This window comes from Thermogemmatispora aurantia (assembly GCF_008974285.1).
Taxonomy (GTDB): domain Bacteria; phylum Chloroflexota; class Ktedonobacteria; order Ktedonobacterales; family Ktedonobacteraceae; genus Thermogemmatispora; species Thermogemmatispora aurantia.
The window spans coordinates 513,743-534,264 of sequence record NZ_BKZV01000004.1 but is presented as its reverse complement, the minus strand read 5'-3'; the positions used below and the strand labels follow the sequence as shown (position 1 = coordinate 534,264).

At 59.6% G+C, this 20,522-nt stretch carries 10 protein-coding genes; 2 read left to right on the top strand and 8 right to left on the bottom strand.

The window, feature by feature from the left end; genetic code table 11:
- Positions 1-19: 19 nt before the first annotated feature.
- Positions 20-1,510 carry an NERD domain-containing protein kinase family protein gene (locus tag KTAU_RS14620; RefSeq protein ID WP_151729067.1) on the bottom strand — a complete coding sequence of 497 codons (1,491 nt, stop codon included), beginning with the start codon at positions 1,508-1,510 and terminating at the stop codon, positions 20-22.
- Positions 1,511-1,819: 309 nt separating this feature from the next.
- On the opposite strand from KTAU_RS14620, the gene KTAU_RS14615 reads away from it, so the two are divergent.
- Together KTAU_RS14615 and KTAU_RS14610 are read left to right on the top strand one after the other, a co-directional pair.
- Positions 1,820-6,916, top strand: coding sequence for a tetratricopeptide repeat protein (locus tag KTAU_RS14615; RefSeq protein WP_151729066.1), 5,097 nt, complete (start codon positions 1,820-1,822; stop codon positions 6,914-6,916).
- A gap of 23 nt (positions 6,917-6,939) precedes the next feature.
- Positions 6,940-9,270: a serine/threonine-protein kinase gene (locus KTAU_RS14610; RefSeq protein WP_151729065.1), complete on the top strand. Its 2,331-nt coding sequence runs from the start codon at positions 6,940-6,942 to the stop codon at positions 9,268-9,270.
- A gap of 216 nt (positions 9,271-9,486) precedes the next feature.
- Here KTAU_RS14610 and KTAU_RS14605 read toward each other — a convergent pair whose 3' ends face one another.
- The 7 genes from KTAU_RS14605 to KTAU_RS14575 form a co-directional block, all read right to left on the bottom strand.
- Positions 9,487-10,203 (bottom strand): class I SAM-dependent methyltransferase, encoded by a 717-nt coding sequence (locus KTAU_RS14605; RefSeq protein WP_151729064.1) that lies wholly within the window; start codon positions 10,201-10,203, stop codon positions 9,487-9,489.
- A gap of 294 nt (positions 10,204-10,497) precedes the next feature.
- Positions 10,498-10,902 carry a hypothetical protein gene (locus tag KTAU_RS14600; RefSeq protein ID WP_151729063.1) on the bottom strand — a complete coding sequence of 135 codons (405 nt, stop codon included), beginning with the start codon at positions 10,900-10,902 and terminating at the stop codon, positions 10,498-10,500.
- Positions 10,903-11,265: 363 nt separating this feature from the next.
- On the bottom strand, positions 11,266-12,993 hold the full coding sequence (locus tag KTAU_RS14595; RefSeq protein ID WP_151729062.1) for an MDR family MFS transporter: 1,728 nt from the start codon (positions 12,991-12,993) through the stop codon (positions 11,266-11,268).
- Between the two features lie 143 nt (positions 12,994-13,136).
- Positions 13,137-16,265: a winged helix-turn-helix domain-containing protein gene (locus tag KTAU_RS14590; protein ID WP_151729061.1), complete on the bottom strand. Its 3,129-nt coding sequence runs from the start codon at positions 16,263-16,265 to the stop codon at positions 13,137-13,139.
- Between the two features lie 1,135 nt (positions 16,266-17,400).
- Positions 17,401-18,261 carry a 3-methyl-2-oxobutanoate hydroxymethyltransferase gene (gene panB / locus KTAU_RS14585; protein WP_052890143.1) on the bottom strand — a complete coding sequence of 287 codons (861 nt, stop codon included), beginning with the start codon at positions 18,259-18,261 and terminating at the stop codon, positions 17,401-17,403.
- Positions 18,262-18,313: 52 nt separating this feature from the next.
- On the bottom strand, positions 18,314-19,207 hold the full coding sequence (panC, locus tag KTAU_RS14580) for a pantoate--beta-alanine ligase (protein WP_151729060.1): 894 nt from the start codon (positions 19,205-19,207) through the stop codon (positions 18,314-18,316).
- 264 nt (positions 19,208-19,471) lie between these two features.
- Positions 19,472-20,458, bottom strand: coding sequence for an aldo/keto reductase (locus tag KTAU_RS14575; RefSeq protein ID WP_151729059.1), 987 nt, complete (start codon positions 20,456-20,458; stop codon positions 19,472-19,474).
- Between the last annotated feature and the right edge of the window lie 64 nt (positions 20,459-20,522).

Sequence of the window (20,522 nt, the reverse complement as noted above, 5' to 3'; positions counted from 1 at the left end):
GGTCGCGCAGACCATCATATCAAGTCAGCGCTTTGAGAAGCTTAAGAGCATCTAGTATCTCTTCAACACGCTGTGGCCGCTTTTCTGGCTGAGGAGCAACCATGCGCTTCAGCAGATCGCGCACCTCGCCGGGCAGGGTCAGACGATCGATCTGAACCATATCGGTATCTGGATCAAAACGAATATGAGGATCATATTCTGGTAGAATCGACAAAAGATACCAAAGGATTCCCAAGGCATAGATATCGCTTGCAGCCGAAGCTGTTGATGCATCGCGAAGCACTTCAGGAGCAGTAAAAATCGTTTCAATGAGTCTGGTATTGCGGTACTCAGGCACGCCCCAGTACATCGGGTTAATCGTGTGCTCCCCGAATTTAGCGAAATTAAAGTCGGCGAGCTTCACCACCTGGCGATGGTTTTCCTTGTTGCGAATGAGAAAGACAGTTTCGAAGCAGATATTGCGGTGATAGATGGGAGCTTTCTTTCCTTGCTCTTTATGGTTATGGGCGGACCGTAGGGCCTTGCAGAGGGCCGTCACGATGGCCATCTGAGTTTTCAGGGGCAGCGTCCGCCCCTGCTGCTGGCACTGGATAGCCAGCTCATCCAGGCGCAGACCATCGATTGGCTCAGTCACCTCATAGTAGAGGTAACAGTAGCAGGGATCTGGAAAGAAGTCCAGGGTCTGTAAAATGTGAGTCTGATTCGCCAGGGTCGAGACCACCTCGATGCCACGTTTAAATTGTTCTATAGTCTTTTCTGTAACGCGCCCACTGGTGAGAGTACGCAGGCGATAGCACTTGAGTCGCACACGCCGTGTTGGGATCTGCACATGCTCGGCCTCAAACTCTTCAAATAAGCTCGTAGAGCGTGTCTTCTTGAGAAGGCGATAGTGGTGCACAATTTGATAGCCCTGATCCTTATGTCGTCGCGAGAGAAAGCTGCAGAGATCCTGAATCTCCTGATCGGTGAGACGGTGGCTATTCTGGCGCCAGTGAAGCAGTTCGCTGGAACTGAGGGCACGCAACAGACGCTCATCCAGGCCAACCACACCACGCTCGTCGTATCCACTATGATTGTGAAATTGGGCTGTTCCCTGCACGAGCACTACCAGCGAAGAGACGCTCACTCGCAGAGGAAGCTTCTGGAATTTCTTCATCAAAGAGTAAACACAGTGCTGCTTGTGCAAGATGGAGCCGAAAATATTGTCGCGCTTTTCTCCATTCAGCTGCCAGGCATCATCATAAGCGTCGATGTGGCCGAGCCAGTTCTTGACCTCTAGCAAGAAAACGCCAAAGGTCGTAATCACCAACAGATCGATTTCCAGGGCGTTCAAACCATGCTGAGGACAATAGTAGTTGACCAGCACGCGGTAGTCACCCACCATGCGCGGGTCCAGGTGGTCAAAGAGATAGCGCACGACCAGCAGCTCGCCTTCTACTCCGCGATCGAGCAGGCGCTTGCTCTGGGGACAGAAGATGACGTGCCTCTCCATCTGATGGGGGTAGTCCATGGTTATTCCCTCCACGGGAAGAGTGTAGACAGGGCATTTAGCGCCTGCCAGCAGACGATAGCCGGATTCGCTCGAAACAGCCGTTTCTTTGTACTATAAATCACCGTCTCTATCCTGTCAACGGCTGTCCTGAGAAGCAATTTAGGCTCTCGATACCCGAGACGCGAGATGGGTCTAATGCTTACTTGAAACTCAAAGGAGTAACGATTATAATGAGCACGAAGGCGCTTCGGGCGCGCATATACTCACACCATCGACAGAATCGACCGCAGGTGCCAGCCAAACTACGATCGGGAAGCGAGCGAGACTATGGAGAAAGGTACAGACGATCCCCTGCTTGCAACATTACAAGAGAGCATTGGTCGAGTCGTCGAGATCGAGACGGACAGAGGCGAAATAATCCGAGGTATTCTGGAAAACGCCGGAGGAGATCGCGCCCAGATCAAAACAGCCGCCGGGCGCATCATCTTCATCCGTCTCCAGCGCATTGATCGTTGCGAAATCATGAATGGAGAGGCTGAGGAGAACTCACCAGCCAGCCCCTTTCAGCAGGGGCCTGCCGCCCCAGCCATGAGACCTGAGAGCGCACAGCCGGCAGGAGGTAATGACAGGCCCGCCGGGCTCCCCCTTGATATAGAGCGCGAGAGCAGCTCGCCAGAGCCAGCGTCGCAGCAGCCAGGCGTGAGCCTGGCCAACGCTTGTCCCCCCGTGGAGCCTTCTCAGCCGGCAGTAGCCTCCCCCCTGGACGGGCACGAAGCCGACCACCAGGGCAACGGCGCGCATGCTCCCCATGCCCCCACTCCTTTCAGCGCTGAGGTCATGCGCCGTCAGATCTACATCGCTGCCCGCATCGACGGCCGCGCCAGCGGAGCGCAGCTCGCTATACTCGATCGTGATATTCACTTCCGACTTCCCGAAGAAATCAAAAGCGCTGGCTATCAAAAAGAGTGGGATCAGCTTGCCTCACGCTATCAGTACGCCCTCAAAGTGAACGAGCTCGCTCCCCGGTTTGGACGCATTCAGCTGATTCTGAGCGAGCTGGAGCAGCTGATCAAGCAGATCCCTCACTCTGCCGCTGCCAGACGCCATTATGCCTTCTTGCGCTACTCCAGCAACGGCAACGGCGCCGAGGCGCTCTCGCTCTATAAAGAGGTGACCTTCATCGCCCCGCTCTTCTCGGACTGGTACAATCTGGCCGTGCTGGCTCTCAAGCAAGCGGAGTCTCAGCCAGAGCTGGCCTGCTACGCTCTGACCCAGGCTTTCAGACTGGAGGCGATCACCAGCTACATGGATGCCTGGTATGTCTATATCAACCTGCTCAAAGAGAGCGACGACTACACCCCCCTGCACGAGATCTATCGCGTCATCCAGCAGCGGGGCCTCGACGACGAGAGCCAGCATCTCCTGGAAGCCGCGATCTACTTGCTCCAGGCCCGTGGTCAGCAAGAAGCAGGTGGCCGACTGGTCGAAAAGCTGTTAGCCGGCACGGTCGAGGAAGCACTGCGGGAGGCAGCCGCGTGGCATTTCACTGCAGGTGAACGCCACAGGTATCAGCAAGCGGCCCAGGAATGGAGCCGCGAGCAACGCCGCTTCTGGGAGAAGCTGACCCCCGAGCAGCCACAGCCGCAGCCACAGGCAGCAACCGAGCTGCAGGAGCGGTTCGCGTTTTCCAGTCCTGCCCGGAGCACAGGGCTGTATGGCACCTCGCGCAGGACTGAGACCTCACGCTTGCTGCGTGGGAATATCTTTCGTTACCATGAGAACCGTTGGGGCTTTCTCCAGGGCGATGACCAGCGCAACTACTTTTTCCACCGCAGCGCCATCAGCGATGACGACCTGTTGGCCGAGTTGGAACGCCTCCAGGGACGACCGCTCACCAACAAGATTCCCGTGACCTTCCAGGCGCGCATGAGCCAGCGCGGCCCTTTTGCCATCGACGTGGCACGGCGTCGCGATGTCCAACAGATCTTTGCTCTGGCCCAGGACTACGCCAACGAAGGTGAATATGAAAAGGCCTGTGCCCAGGCCCGCAAAGTACTCGATCTCGACCCCGAGCATGCGGAGGCGCGCGAGTGCTATCAGAAATGGCTTGAGTTCGCTCGAGCCAGCGGCGTGCCACGCGGCTCCAATCCTTACGCCCGTGCCAAACGCAAGCAATTGATTGAAAAGGATTTAGAGGGGGCCATACCGCTCTTCCGCGAGGCCATTCGTTTCGGTGATACGCTCGACAGTGCCGTCAAAGACCTGGCAGCGCTTTTGATGCAACTGAATCGGCCCGCCGAAGCCATCGAGGTCTTGCAACAGAACCGCCATCACCTCAGCGATAAGCAGCGCATTGACAACCTGCTCGTTGATGCCTATTACAAAGCCGGCCAGTATCAGGGGGCGATTACCCTGTTGAGACAGATGCTGAGTCAACGGCCCCCCCTTCCCACCAGCCGTCAGGCCCAGCTCCATTGGCGCATTGCCATCTGCTATCTCAAGCAGGAGCATCCCAACGAGGCCGAGCGGGCTATGCGCCAGGTCCTCAAACTGGAGCCAGATAATAGAGCCGCTCAGCGCAATCTGGCACTCTGTCTGCTCAAACAGGGGCGGACCGAAGAAGCCGAGGCCCTGCTGCGAGAGAACCTATCTGACCCACGCTCCGTCGAGTTGCTGGATACCATCATCCAGGCACGCGAGTCTGGCCAGGAGCCTAACTTGAGCGATCTGAGTATCGAGGAATCAGCCCTGACCGACTTCTCTTCAGGCTCAATCAGCAAATTTGCGGACTTCTTCTTGAGCCGCTGTAAGTATGAAGGGATAGACTCCCGCCGCTTGAATCAGAACTTCGATAATCAGAACTTCGATCGCAGCGACCTCAGCAAGCTGGAAAATCTGGCGAGTACTATGCGAACCTACCGCCCTCGTGAGCGCGCTGAGTACTACCTCTCGGCAGCACGCATTGTACTCGACCATGAGGAATGGGAGGAGTATCAGTTCCTCCACCGCTATCTCTGCCGCTCCTTCGCCTCGCGCGGTGATGCCGCCATCATCCAGCACCTCGCCCTGGATACAGCCCGCGAGTGCTACTGCGAGGCCCTAAGAGCCTATGACTGTGATCGCAGCCGTCCGCATGGCCACGATGAACAGGATGCTATTAATGCGCTGGTGCGTTTCCTCTACTCCACTCTCTCCCGCGAGCAAGTACCCAGCAGCCCGAAGCATTTGGGCATAGATGACGGGCTACAAGTCCTGCTTATCCATAAGGATCCAGAGAGGCTCTTCGATGCCCTCTCCTACCTGCTCCTGCACAGCCATTTTGCTGCGAGTCGTCTGCTCCCGCGACTGCACGATGAACCCCAATACTGCAAGCTGGCCCTGGAGTATCTGCAGCGCCAGGGCATTACCATTCCTGAAGGGGCGATCTCCCGTAAGGACTTCAGCAAGCTCTGGGACGATAAATTGCGGAAGGAATACCACAAGTGGCATGAAGTCACAACGGAGATCAGCACGATCAGCAGCCGCCTCCAGCTCACTGCTGCCAGCATTGAGGATAATCTGAAGAGCCTGCGTGAGGTTGAACCGAAGCTGCTCTTTGAGCATGACCGGCTGCAGCTTGGAGAATTGCGTAAGATTCTCGAAACCCTGCTGAGTCTGAGCCAAGAGACCACCTTTGAGGAGCAAGAGCGGCTCTGTATGCAGATTGACAGCCGTTGTAAGGACCTGGGGAGGGAGATCGAGGCCAATCCAACCCGCCTCTTGATCGAGCATATTTACCCGCTGGTCACGGCCATTCAGGATCTGGTCTCCAACCACCGGGAGCAGCTCTATCGCAGTTCGAAACCGCAGCTCACCCTGCGACTGCCCAAGGACATGGAATCCTACGCTCTGGACAGCAACAGCGGCCTTCTGGAGGTGCAGCTGGTGATTGAGAACAAGCTCGGCTGTAGCCCGGCGGAAGCGGTTGAGCTGGTCTGTCAAGAAGACAGCGATTCGTTTCGCGTCAAGGCGACAGAGATCAAGTTGGAAGGCTCGCTGCGCGGTGGCGAGCAACGCATCAAACACATACCTCTGCAGGTCACTCCTCAGGTGCTGCAGGCCCAGGCTTTTTCGTTACCGGTTTATGCTCAGTATCGCACACGGCAGGGAGAGCGGCAACAGACGTCGATGCATGCCTTCTCAATCAACCTCTACTCGGCCGACAGCTTCGAGGATATTAAGAACCCCTACGCTGCTTATGCCAGTGGCAGCATTGTGCGCGATGAGCACATGTTTTATGGGCGTTCAGAGCTGATCGCCAACATTGCAGCGGCCCTGGGCAATCCCTCCCAGCAGAGCACCGGGATCGTGATCTTTGGTCAGAAACGCTCAGGCAAAACCTCGATCCTCTATCATCTCAAGCAGCATCTGCAGCGCCACTACACCCAGTTGCTGGTCATTGATATGGGGAGCGTTGGCTCGTATATGGACGAGCATGCCAGAGTTCCTCTGCTCTATCAGCTCCTGGGCGGCATCTTACATGGGCTGCAGACGGCCGTCGAGGATGAAATTGAGGCTGGGCGACGGCCTGCGCTGGCGAATTTCAGCGTGCCCGAGGCGACGGCGTTTTACGCTCATCCCACGCCGCTGCCCTACTTCCAGAGCGTCTTGAACAGTTTCCAGCGTGCCGCCCTGCGTAGCGGCTGGGGCGAGACTCGCATTGTACTGCTCCTGGATGAGTTCTCCTACATCTACAGCCTGATCCTCAAAGGGCGGCTCTCAGAAGACTTCATGAAGAACTGGAAAGCCTTCCTCCAGCAGAATCTGTTCAGCGTAGTTCTGGCGGGCCAGGACGTCATGCCCAAATTCAAGGCCGGCTTCCCCAATGAGTTTGCCGCCTTTCAGGACCAGCGCATCAGCTATCTGCGGCCAGAAGATGCGCGCAGGCTGATCGATGAGCCTATCCATCTCAACAATGCAAGCCCGCTTGAGCAGAGTCGCTATCGTGAGAAGGCTATCGAGAGCATCCTCAATCTGACAGCCTGCAGCCCCTACTATATTCAGATTTTCTGCAGTCGTCTGGTGGAGTATATGAATCGCAAGCGCTATCCGCTCGTGACCCAGGCCGATGTCGAGCAGGTGAAAAACGAGCTGATCCTGGGGGCCAATGCCCTGGATGAGAGCACCTGCTTTGACAATCTACTCAGCTCTGGCGATACCTCCCCGGATGCGATCCCATCAGAGGATGCACGCGCCGTGCTCAGCGCCATTGCTCTCAACAGCCGTACCGGCCCCTGCACACGTGAAAGCATCAGCGTCAAGACGGAGGCCTCCGTCGATGAGATTCTGAAGGATCTGACAGCGCGCGAGGTGATCGAGACGCGGGCCAATTGCTACACCATTCGCGTGGGCCTCTTCAAGGAGTGGCTTCTTGCTCATCCGTAACGGCAGAGCCGAGGAGAGAACCTATGGTCGCTTACTCAGAAAATCCCTTTGCTTCGGTGGGCAATAGCTTCGGCGGGGACCACTTTATCGGTCGATCCGAGGCGTTGGAAACTATCGCGAATCGGGTGATTCGGCCCGAGCAACAGCGCGGCAGCCTGGCAATTATCGGCCTGCCCCAGACTGGCAAAACCTGGCTCATTGCGCGGGCGTTTATCGAGCCAGAGGCCCGCCAGGAACTGCTCCGACGCCGACTGCTTCCCATTCAAATCAAGCTCACAGCCTACGGCAACCCCCTGCACTTCTTCTACGACCTGGTAGCATGCTGTAAAGAGGAGCTGGAAACGCTCAAGTTGATCACGCCTCAGATCCGGACAGCTGCCAGGAAGATTCTCAACCGCCAGTCCACGGAGCTGCATTGGCAGATGCTCAGGCACTTTTTTAGAGCAGTCTGTGAGGCCAATGTACACGTCATCTTTCTGATCGACCGCTTTGATCACGCTCGCCTCCTCTTTGCAGACCATACGGCCCAACTGCAATGGTTCCGCGAGCTGACAGGACCCGACTGCCAGGTGACCTGGGTCGTGCAGGCACGCCGGCCCCTGCAGGCCATCGAAAGCCAGCCGCAGACGATCTCCGATAGCATGTTTTTAGAACGCCGGCTCGCCATGTTCAATGAGAGCGAGCTGCCCGCCTACTTCGATCAGCTGGCCAGGGCAGGCGTCCAACTCGACGAGGCGCAGCGAGCCGAGCTGCTGGCCTATTGCGGGCGACATCCCTACTTGTTAGGCCTTATGGGCTACCAGCTGGTCGAGCACTACGGCAAACACACCGCTCCCGTTGACGTTGCCAGGGCCGCTCATGAGGTCGAATCCCGTTTCCATCGCTACTATGATCAGGTGCTTACCTTCTTACGAGAAGATGAGCGCCAGCAAAAGCTAGAACAGCTTCTCTTCGGACCAGTCTATGGCCTGGATCAGCGCGACGTCGATCTGCTCCTGAGTTATGGTCTCATCCAGCCTAATCCCGCCTGGTCTGCTGGCGGAGGACGCGAGCCAGCTTATGTGGCCTTTTCTCTCCACTTTCAAACGTATCTCTCGACACGCTTGCCTGCCCCGGCTCTCCCTCCCCCTCTGAGGGAGGCCGAGCAGGCCCTGAGCACTATTGTTACACGCCTGCTGAAGCACTATCGGCGACAGACTCCCCTCCAGTACGCTTCGCACCTGAGCTTTCGCAATATGTTCCCGACCATTTTCCAGCATTGGGATATCTTCCGCCCCTACTTCAGCTCCCGGACCCATGTCGATGTAGTAGGCTATTGGCGCCAGGCTGCTGCTCTTCTGATGGCTATGTGTGAGCCATTGATGCAGCCAACAGTCGACCAGTCCCTCTACGCTTCCTATAGAGATACAGACCTCCTGTGCAATGAAATTCTTGATATATATCAGAAACTGGAAGAGAAGGAATGGCTCGCAGAGGAGGAGACCCTGGCTCTGGTGCAGCGCACGATCCTGCCCGGCGAGGCCCTTTCGGAACGTTATATCGTCGAGGAAATTCTTGGCCGTACCCCAGCCAGCCAGGTGGTCAAAGCCTGGGACCCTGTGAGTAAGTGCTATTTCGCTATCAAGCTGCTTCATATACCTCATGACCTCAACAGTGAAGATATTAGACGATGTACCAGGTTACTACAAAGAGAAGGACAAATTATCGCTAATCTATATCATCGCAATATATGCCGCTTTTATCATATCATGATGAATCCGCCAGGTATCGTGATGGAGTGGGTAGAGGGGAAGTCGTTAGATCAGCACTGGAAAGCGGGCGAGTGGCTGTCTCCCACAGAGGTCATCCGGCTTGGAATGAAATTGGCACAGGCCCTCGATTATGTCCATACCAAGGAGAGGCCCGTCATCCATCGCGATATTAAGCCGCAGAATATCATCATTGATCGCGAGGGTGAACCCGTTCTCATCGATTTCAGCATCGCTCGCTCGGAGAGCGTTGACACTATCCTCTGGCGCCGAGAGGACGGGAGTATCCCCTTTGTGGGTACTCCCGAATACAGCTCTCCAGAGCAATTGCTGCATCCTGAAAGGGTAGAGACGGCCAGCGATATTTTCTCGCTCGGCGTTGTGCTCTATCAGGCTTTGACCAGCGGGGAGCGCCTCCCCTATAGTGAGCATTTCTATGCCGGTCACTATCGCAGTCCTCTGCCTGATCCGCCACGCCTGACCATCCCTGTCGCCCTCTACGAAGTGCTCCGCGGCATGCTCCGCGAGGACCCCGCCGCTCGCCCCTCTGCAGCCACTGTCTATGAACAGCTTGCCCAGTGCTCTCAAGCGCTACCCTTTACCTAGTGCGCCTCCAGCAGCAGGCCTGGTTTACAACTCCGCTCAGGAAAGCCTCCTTCATTCCTGCAATGACCGAGTATACTCTGGCGGCGGAATCTCTAAGGACAGGTACGATGAGATCTTGCTAAAGCGATCCAGCATCGCCGCCTCAAGGTTATAGTGCCCTTCCAGCAAGGCCATCGAGCAGCCTGGTCAGCAGACAAGCACCACGGCCGGTCCCCCTCAGCCAGGCTGGCGCCCCCACACGGTGAGCAGGGTCCAGACGGCACAGAAGTCCTCCCGTTGCATCTCGGCCACCGCCTGCTGATAGAGCTGCTCCAGCTCTTCTTTGGTGGCCACCTGCATCTTCGCGATAAAGGGCTGTAAGAGAGCCATCGCGATGAAATGATCTTTGAAGACGGGATAACGGGCCTTGGTGCCCGTCGACCACTCGATGGCGGTGGCCCGCAAGTGTACATCCGTAAAACCTGCCTGGCGCACCAGCCGCGGCAACACCGGCGTGATGCTGAAGTGGCGGCCGTCCATCGAGAAGCTCTGCCTGGCTCGCTGAAGGGCAGCGGTCAGGTAGCCCCCGAAGCGCTCGTAAGCTGGGCTGGTGGTGAGAGGCAGCTCCATTTCGGTCAGACGGATGATCCCGCCCGGGGTGAGCAGGCGGCGGCACTCGGCCAGCAGCCGTGGCCAGGCCGCCGGCCGCATGAAGCCTAGGAGCAGTCGGCCATTGATCAGGTCGAAGGAGCCGTCCTCGAAGGCCAGCGGCTCCATGACATCCATCACCTGAAAGTGGACGTTCTGCAGGCCACGTGAGCGGGCCTGAGCGGTGGCATACTCGACGACCGCCGGGCTGAGATCGACGCCGAGCAGGGTGGCCCGCGGGAAGCAGAAGGTCAGTTCCAGCAGCCAGCCGCCCGGGCCACAGGCCAGGTCCAGCACACGGCCCATCTCGGGGAGGCTGATCCCTTCCTCGGGTAACAGGCCCCCATCGCCTTGGTGAGCAGGCGATCCTGCTGCATCAGCCGCGCTAATTCGGCCGCGTGTTCGGTGTCGATCACATAGGTGTTGTCCGGTTCCGTCATCTTCTAGGTTCCTTTCTGACCCGAGCAGGAGCAGATCCTCTCTCTGCCGTCTTCAGCAGAAGCACGTCGCTGGGGCGCAGATGGCCGTGCCAGGGGGTGAAGCGCATGCGTGTGTGCGCGCGCCCGAAGAAGGGCTCAGGCCAGGCCCATCGTCCCATGCTCACCGCTCTTCTCTGCTGCCATCGGATGCACGCGCCTGGCTGGCGGGTCCCTGCTGCGCCTGGGCCAGCTGGAGCTCGGCCAGCGCACGATAGGAGCGATCGAGCGCGGCAGGGTCGCCGCTCTGGTGCGCCTGCTCCTGGAGCTGGCAGACCTGCTGCCACTGCTGCAGGAAGCGTCGCTGCAGCGCTCGATCAACCACCGTGACCCAGGGATAGGGGGTGCCGTGGTCCAGATGGCCTTCGCAGGATGGCACCGTTGGGAAGCCCAGGAGGATGAGCAGCACGACCGTCTCAACGATGCCGGGGTCGATGGGCGTCCCGAGGGCATCCGTCAGCTGAGCGAGCGCGTCACAGGCTTGCTGCCAGCTCGCACTGGTCCAGTCCAGCATGAGAGGACCTGGCATCTCAGCTCTCCACCTCGCCAGAGCCACCACACATATTGCAGGTGTCGCCTTCCTTCAACAAACCGGTGCCCAGACACCGGAAGCACGTGACGGGACGGCGTTGTCCCCAGTCAGCGATGAGCTCGACCTGGCCCGTCCCCTCCCTGGCACCGGTCACAGGGAACAGCAGCGGTGAAGCCGGTCCCCTGGCAGTTCGGGCAGCTGATCCGCTTTCCCATGCCGTCTCCTTTCTGGGGAAGAGGGCTGCGCGCCTGGGTGTGTGCTGCGCGTGCCCCTTCTCCCTTCACAGGTTGCCAGCGTGCAAGGGGCTGCTCTCGAGGAAGGATCCTCCAGCTTCAACAGAAGGTGCAAGCTGGAGAGGGGTCAGGTTCCCTTGACTTGCTGTTCTTCTGGTCGCTCTACGCGCCCGCGTAGCGGCACATCTTTCAAGAGCAGCGTTAGCAGCACGGTCACAACGCTCATTCCCAGCAGGACCAGAAAGCCTAGATGCAGACCGTCTGCCAGAGCATGCCGCGCAGCCTCGAAGATCTGTCTGCAGAGAACTGCCGACTGGGCCTTCAGGCGGGTCAGTTCCTGCCCCTGTCCAGGGCTAGCTCCGTTCTGCTCCGCCAGCACCCGCGTGACCACTTGTACGATCTGCTGCTGCTTCTGCGCATTTGTTAAGACCTGCGGATCAGCAGCCTGCTCCAGCAGTGCGGCGGGAAGGCGCTGCGCTGCCGCTGGCAGGTAGCCAGGAAACACGCTGGTTGAGACGTTAACCAGCACCGTTCCCAGGATGGCCGCTCCCAGGACCTGTCCCACGGAACGCAGATAGGTCACGGCACTCGTTCCCGAGCCTAAGTGCTCGAGCGGCATCACATTCTGGGCTGCGAGCATGAACATGTTAGAGAGCAGGCCGCCTCCAACTCCAATCACCACTGTCGTCAGGATGACACTCCAGAGCCCGCTCGCCATGCCCAGCGTTGCCAACAGGACCGCTCCCGCCAGCAGAATCAGTGCCCCTGCCAGCGTGACGATGCGGTAGCGCCTGAGTCTGGAGACCAGCAGACCACCGGAGATCGAGCCAACAGTTACCCCTAGCAAGAGCGGGGTGAGGGCCGCACTGGAGCTGAGAGAGGTCTGGCCAAGGACGGCTTGAATAAAGAGCGGCGAGTAGTAGAGGATACCGAAGAAGAGGAAGCCGTAGGCGAAGGCCAGACAGAGCGCGTTGGTAAAGATGCTGTTGCGGAGCAGGCTGAGCGGCAGGAGCGGCTCAGCTGCCCAGCGCTCTACCAGGAAGAAGAGCGCGAAGAGCAGGGCAGCGGCCACCAGCAGCCCTACCACCTGAGCAGAGGCCCAGGGGTAGGTCTCTCCCCCCCAGCTCAGCCCGAGCAGCAGACAGATCGTTGCCGCGGCAGCGGTCAGGGAGCCTGGCAAATCGAGACGCCGCAGGCCAGCCCTGCCCTGCACCTGCGTCGCGCGGACCGAGATGCTGGCGGGAAGCCAGATGGCAATACAGGCCAGCGCTACCAGCCCCAGCGGCAGATTGAGGTAAAAGATCCAGCGCCACGAGGTGTGTTCGGTAATGGCTCCCCCAGTCAGCGGCCCAACAATCGCGGCGATCGTCCCGATGGCAATGAACAAGCCTTGCCAGCGTCCCCGCTCAGCCGGGGAGAAGAGATCTCCCAGCAGCGTCGAAGCCAGCGACGTCAGCGCCCCCGCTCCCAGCCCCTGAAAACCACGAAACAGAATCAACTGCAGCATCGTCTGGGCCAGTCCGGCCAGCATAGAACCGGAGAGAAAGAGTACGATGCCTGCCACCAGGAGCCACTTGCGCCCAAACTGATCCGAGAGCTTGCCGACCAGCGGGATCATCGTTGTCATGGTCAGCAAGTAGGCGGTGCCAACCCAGGCATAGCTGCTAAAGCCGTGCAGCTCGCTGACAATCGTCGGCAGAGCGGTGGCCACAATCGTCTGATCCAGTGCGGCCAGAAAGTAGACCAGGGCCAACCCTACTATCACCAGCGCCAGGTCTCTGCCCCGGCGCCGCCTCTCTTCACGAGGCTGAGCGGGAAGCGGCTGCACCGCCTCCTCAGTCGTTCGAGCATCCATCTAGTAACCATCTCCTTTCCAGAAGCGACTGATGTGTTTCTCTCCTTGAGCCTAGCGCAGCACAAGGGGCCAGTCGTCCCCAGAAAGGAGCATGAGAGGGACTATTTTGCTCGATCTGGCCCTGGAACCTGAACCAGACCTGCCTAGAGCAGCCCACGCTCACGGGCGCGAGCCACCGCCTGCGCACGATTCGTGACTCCCAGCTTAGCGATGATGTGCTGGACGTGGCGCTTGACTGTGTGCAGGCTGATCACCAGGAGCCAGGCGATATGCTGATTCGAGTAGCCGGCAGCTAACAACTGGAGAATCTCTTGCTCACGTGCCGTCAACGGCTCGCTGAGCGCATGCGAAGCAGTAGCCAGGCGCCCAGCCTGGGCCAGGGCCGCAGGCGAGTGCTCCTGTGGCCCTGGCCCAGGCAAGAGCGCACTCTGAATGCTCAATAGATAGCCAGGCGAGGCCGAGGTAGAGGCAGGGACCAAAGCCAGCAGCTGAGCTAAGGGCTGGCCCTCATCGGCGAAGAGCCGCAGATAGCCCTCGGACTCGGCGCTCGCCAGCACCATCCCCAGAACCTTCACCGCTCGCCCGATCCTGCCCTGGGCGGCAAGGGCCAGAGCCGTCAGTAACTGGACCTCGAGCCAGTAGCCCTGCCAGCCTCTGGCCAGGACAAAAGTCCGCCAGCCTTCGAGCAACTGCAGCGCCTGGGAGAGCAGAACCTGATCACGCCGCGCTCGCCCTGCCGCGATCAATATCCGCGCTAAGGTCATGTACTCGAAGAAGCTGCTACGCAGGGTAAGGGCATCATCAAAGCGCAGACCGCGCCAGCGCATCCAGTGCCAGGCCACCTCAAGCCGCCCGCAGGCCAGCGCCAGGCGCGCATAGTGCGCGGTAAGTCCTCTATGAGGTATCTGCCGAAAAAAGTGCTCGGGATGGTCGAGGAGAGGAGCAAGATCCTGGGGCAGGCCCTGGGCCAGTCTGATGCGCGCCTGCAACCAGCGACAAAAGGTCACCACTGGGAGAAAATCGATCTGCTCCGCCAGAGGAAGAGCTTCCTGGACCAGCGCGTCTGCCTCGGGCAGGCGATTCCATTCATAAAAGAGTAAGGCCTGGCTCAGAAGCAGCACAGCCAGTGGTAACGGCGGCAGATCAGGACGAGGGCCGAGCCGGAGCCATAGCTCGTCGAGGCGTGCCCCCCAGATGCGCAGCCGCCCGTGGGCCTCATACAACTCGGCCAATCCCCAGTATGCCAGCAGGTTCAGTGGAGAAACCTCCTCGGGGGCAGGGGCCTGGCTGACGGCCAGAAGCACCTGCTCAGCTGCTTCTAGGTCTCCATGCAAGCGATAGACGGCGTAGAGCATCATTTGCAGGAGGAACACCGTGAACCGGCTGAAGGGCGTCTGGGAGGTGGAGAGCGCGCGCAGCTCCTCCTGCAGATGCCTCATGACTTCAGGCAGTCGCTGGCTATCCTGCAGGTCATCCAGAGAGAACATGGTCACGACTCGCCAGAGCATGAGCTGGCTCTGCAGGTCCTCCCAGCTTGGGGGCCTTCCCTGCTCCAGAGATTCCGGCTGCTCCTGGATGCGGGCGAACTGTGTCTGCAATCTGGTAGTGGCCGCTTGCGGCGAGCGCGATTCTATCGCCTGCTTCCAGAGGGCAGCGAACATGAGCGGAGGGGAGCCTGTCAAGGCCTCCGCCGGCAACTGCTCCAGCCAGCGGGCCAGACGGGCAAAACGGCCCTGAGCAATGAGCGAGAGCAGCAGCTCCTCCAGGAGCACAGCGGCACGACGCCAGTCACCTGCCAGAAGGGCATAATGGCAGGCTTCCCCCCTATCGCCGTACTCTTCATGCCAGCGACTGGCCCGCTGATAGAGGGTCGAGATCATCGCAGGCTCCTGCCGCTGCAGAAGGGTGCGCAGGGCCTGGGCGAAAAGCGGATGATAGCGGTACCAGGTTCCGGTGGCATCGGTGGGTGTGATCAGGAGATTATTACGATAGCAGGCGAGCAGGCACTGCTGACCAGCGGGCAGCTGGGTCACCTCCTCACAGAGGGGACCTGTCAGGCGCTCCAGGACACTAGTATAGAGGAGGAAACGCCGTTCCTCCTCCGGGAGGCCTCTCAACAGCTCTTCGCTCACATATTCTAAAAAGAAGGGATGGCTACCTGGCTGCTCATTGAGCCAGGCCGGCAGCGAGGCCTGCTCACGCAGGGCCAGCGCTAGCAGCTGCAGGCTCACAATCCAACCGCCAGCCTGCTCCACCAGCTTCTGACGTTCCTCCGGCGCAAGCTGAAGCTGCATTTCCTGTAAGAAGCGCTCAGCCTCCCAGGAAGTGAAACGCACGGTCTGCCAGCGCAGCTCACCTAGCTGACCGCGCGCCCGCAGGCGTGTCAGGGGCAAAGGAGGCTCGGTGCGGGTCCCCAGTACGAGGTGAAAGGTGGGTGGCGCATGCTCCACCAGAAAGCCAATGGCAGCATAAATTTCAGGCGCTGTCACCAGGTGAGCATCGTCAAGCACCAGGACCGTCTCGTCAGTCAGGCTCGGTGTCAGTTCATTGAGGAAGGGCGTCAGCACCTCCGCCCAGGAAGAGCCAGGAGAGAGCGGAGGCGGCGCCAACAGTAGCCGCCCGGCAGCGGGCAGGAGCGGCGCAAACGCCCCTCTGACGTACGCCAGGAAACGCAAGGGATCGTTATCCTCCTCCTCCAGGGAGAGCCAGAGCACACGCCTGGTCGTTGCTCTGGCCCATTCGGCCAGCAAGGTGGTTTTGCCCGCGCCCGCCGGTGCACAGACTAGCGTCAGACGCGCCTGCGTTTGCTGCTCCAACAAGGCTTGGAGACGAGGACGGGGAATGTGATGCAAAGGCAGGGCCGGCACCAGGAACCTGGTCTCCAGCAGGACCGGCTGAGTCGAAGAGACTGGCCGGACAGCCCGCGCAGCCTGGGCAGGCGCAGGGGATAGAGAGGGGGAAGAAGCGGCTCCGTCAGCGAGCCGTTGCCTGACCCGCCTGGCCGCCTCACGCAGACGCCCCAGGGTCAGATCTTGACTGCGCCCCAGATAGCACTTGAACAATTGCCTATGCACCCGCTTGTACGCATACCAGTACCGTCCCTCTGCCCGCTGCTCGCAGCGCACAGCAAAATGCAGCTCTCCCTCCTGATAGGTGAACGCAGGGTGCGCTTGTAGCCAGGTGAACCAGTCCGGACTTTCAACAACGATCGGCACTCCTCCCTCCGCGGGATGGAGCCACGCCTCTATAAGTATGGGATAGCGCACGGGCACCCACGGGACCTCCTTCTAGCCACCGAAAGCCAGAGATCTTCTTTGGGTAACTTTCTGGGTAAAGATAACACCTTTTTGGGTAACTTGCCAGCCAGAGGGTCAGACCAGCAGCTCCTGGCCTGCTGTAGGCTCTGCCCAACAAGGCTCGACAACGGGTTGCCTTTCACAGGAAGTCGCGCAGCATTCCCTCGCTTCCAGTCTGTTTCAACCCCAGCCGGGCTTCTCCGCTGCTTCTGACGGAGCAGTGTGCGAGAGTTCTACTGGATGTCGTTCGGAGTTTCAATCCCAGACGGGCTTCTTCGCTGCTTCTGACTGGAGTTAGAGCGTTGCTGTAAGAGAAAGTTGCTGTATGTTTCAATCCCTCAACGGGCTTCCGCGGCGTTCTGACAGGGAGGATAGAACTTATCCGGCGGGAAAGGATTCGCGTTTCAATCCCTCAACGGGCTTCCGCGGCGTTCTGACAGGGAGGATAGAACTTATCCGGCGGGAAAGGATTCGCGTTTCAATCCCTCAACGGGCTTCCGCGGCGTTCTGACTGCCCCCTCTCCAGAGGAGCATCAGGAGCGGCGTCCGTCAAGCCGTTTCGAGCATTCCACAACAGCGGTCAGCAGTGACCGCTGTTGCGCGACCATGATGCCTGCCCCTGTGGCCCTGCAGCGGCTGGCGAGGCCCTTCGAGCATCCCTGCGTGGGAAGCCGGGTGCCGAGATGCTCGAAGCGAACGGCACGAGCGGCAGAGTGGGCCTCGTGAGAAACGTTTGACAGCGACTGCGGGGGATGGTACGGCAGAGGCAGCAGCGTTCAGGAGGGCCCGATGGAGCGAGCAGCGGATTGCCGACCTGGAGTTTGTCTACCGGAACCTGGCGAGGGATATGACCATTCTCTATGGCATCCTGCGGATGGATCTGGATGCCCTCAAGCGGAACCGACGGGCATCGGTCTCTCCCACCACTGAGTGTGCCGGCCCAGCAGAGCTACCGACAGGCCTCGCTGCCCCTGCAAGGATCAAGTGCACGCCCTCTCCGCCCTCTCATACCCCCCCACGACCAGTCAGGGCCAGCCTCGGGCCTCGGGGACGCTCAATGTGAGCAGCAGGCAGAGCTGGATTGCTCTCTTCCCCCTCCCTCTCTTCCACCTCAACCGCCCTCCAGCTCGTTGAGCAGAGCCTCAAAGGCGCGCTCCTCCTCTTCCTCCATCCGATAACTTTCCCCCTCGCCCGGGAAAGCCCCAGAGCGCACATCAGTAAAGAAGCGCTGGAGCGCCGTCACGGCCTCCTCACCCAGACAGGCATACTGACGGACAAACCTGGGCGTGCGCTTGTTGAGATGCCAGCCTAACACATCATGAAAGACAAGAACCTGACCATCGCAGTGCGGTCCCGCCCCAATGCCAATGGTGGGCACAGGCACCAGCGCCGTAATGGCCCGGGCCACGATGGCTGGCACCCCCTCTAACACAAGAGCAAAGACACCAGCCCCCGCCAGCGCCCGCGCCTCCTCAACCAGGGCCCGCGCCGCTTCAAGACGTCGACCCTGCACCCGATACCCCCCCATGACACGCACCGACTGCGGCGTGAGACCTAGATGCCCCATCACCGGGATCTCCGCCGCCAACAAAGCCTCAACCACCGGCAGGCGCTTGCGCCCTCCCTCCAACTTGACAGCCTCAGCCCGCCCCTCGCGGATGAGGCGGCCCGCATTACGCACGCTCTCCTCCAGAGAGATATGGTAGCTCAACCAGGGCATGTCACCAACGATCAAAGCTCGTGGCCGGGCCCGCGCCACAGCAGCAGTGTGATGGATCATGATCTCCATCGTGGCAGAGAGAGTATCGGAAAAGCCAAGCACATTGTCCGCCACCGAGTCGCCAACGAGGATCAGGTCCGCCCCAGCCCGATCGGCTATGGTGGCCATAACAGTATCATAAGCGGTGACCATCGTCAGAGGCGGCCCACCCTTGCGAGCCTGTACAGTGGCAACAGTAATTTTGTCTCCCATCTTCCTCGCTCACTGCTCGTTTGTGTCTGATGGACTCAACTCTCCGCCAGGATCAGGAGGCCAAAGGCGGAACAATGAGACCAGTCTCCCAACTGCCGTCAGCACGCAAAAGAACGTTGTCAATGAGGCGCGCTGCCTCAACAAAGGCCGCAATCAGTAAGAGCGCAGGCGCACGCAACGTCTCTAGCGGCTGGAAGGTCTCAGGGTCTCGCACGTCAGCATACTCCAGACGCGCTAAAGGCTCGCTGGCAACAATCTCCCGCATGACTCGTACCACGCCAGCAGGGCCATCGCTTACCCCTTGCTCGTAGGCGGCCTTGCCCGCCAGTAAGGCCCGGTAAAGAACGGTCGCCGCCCGCCGCCCCTCTGGCGAGAGATAGCTGTTGCGGCTACTCATGGCCAGCCCGTCTGGCTCACGCACCGTCGGCATGATGACTAGCTCGACAGGCAGGTTTAGATCGGCCACCAGCGCCTTGATAACAGCAACCTGCTGGGCATCCTTCTGCCCAAAATAGGCTTGCTGCGGCTGCACAATATTGAAGAGCTTGAGCACAACAGTCGCCACGCCGCGAAAGTGCCCCGGACGACTGGCACCCTCCGCTTCGCTGGCCAATGGACCACTCGGCTCGACATAGGTGATGAAGGTCGGCGGATACATCTCGCTCGCCGTCGGCACCAGGACTGCATCAACATCGCTCTCTTCGAGCAGATGGAGATCACGCGACAGATCACGAGGATAGCGCTCAAGATCCTCGTGCGCCCCGAACTGAATTGGATTAACAAAGATGCTGACGACTACTTTATCGTTATCGGCACGCGCGCGACGCACCAGCGAAAGATGCCCCTCGTGCAGATAACCCATTGTCGGTACAAGCCCAACGCTCGCCAGCGCCGGCCAGCCGCTACGCAGGCGCCGCATCTCTCGCACCGTAGTGATGACGTCCATTGCCTCCCCCACCAGTGATTTCTTTGCAGCTACTGCAGCCTTCCGTGACACAAAGGCAGTGGAAGGCATTGATCGCTCCAAAAGCTACCAGGCGGTCTTCGGTAGTATACCAGAGACTGGCTGTTAGCATCAAGCACGACCTACCGCTCTGACCTGACTCAGAGGGTCAGGCCAGAGTGGCAAGCCGTGGTTTGTCTGTCCACCACGCCAGGGCGGCATCCAGGTCGGTCGTCCTGCTGCCCGGCGCAGCAGCACTGTCCTCTCCTACCAGCGGTCATGGACCAGCGGCTTGATGCGCTGCTCGTACAACTCACGCACACGTTGCATAGTCTCCTCGCCGAGAGGCGGCAGCTCAGCGGCGCGGCTGTTTTCCTCGGCCTGCTGCGGATTCTTAGCTCCGGGGATCACTGTGGATACCTGGGAGAACATCAGTATCCAGCGCAAAGCAAACTGGGCCATTGTCATGCCTGCGGGAACCAGAGGACGCAGTTCATCAACCGCCTGCAGGCCAATTTCGTAGTCGACCCCCGAGAAGGTCTCCCCCTGATCGAAAGCCTCGCCATGACGGTTGTAATGCCGATGATCATTGGAAGCAAACTGGCTATCGCGGCGCAATTTGCCACTCAGCAGCCCGCTGGCCAGGGGCACGCGCACAATGATGCCCACCTGCCGCTCCTGGGCCACCGCAAAGAATTGCTCCGCAGGCTTATGACGGAAGATATTGAAGATGATCTGGACGCTCTGTACGTTGGGGTAGCGAATGGCCTTGAGAGCTTCCTCAACCTTCTCAACGCTGACGCCATAGTAGCGGATCTTGCCCTGCTGCACGAGATCATCCAGAATGCCAAAGACTTCAGGTCGGTCATAGACCTCAGTGGGGGGACAGTGGAGCTGCAGCAAATCGATGGTCTCAGTCTCCAGATTGCGCAGGCTGCGCTCGACGAAGGCCGTCAGATTCTGCCGATTGTAACCATCAGCAGTGTGTGGACTGAGACGCCGCCCGGCCTTGGTGGCAACGTAAAGTGGCTCACGTCGCTCTTTGCGCACACGGGCAATGAGCTGCTCGGAGTGCCCGTCGCCGTAGACGTCGGCGGTATCGATAAAGTTGACGCCCAGGTCGATGGCTCGATGGAGGGCCGCCAGCGCCTCACGATCGTCAGTCGGCCCCCAGGCGTCTCCTCCAATGGCCCAGGCCCCAAAGCCTATAGCCGATACCTGCCAGCCTGTTCGTCCCAGCGGTCGATACTCCATCTTTCTCGCCTTACTCTCCTTCCTGATGAGGTCTCCTATGCCAGGAGTGTCTTGGTGGCACTGG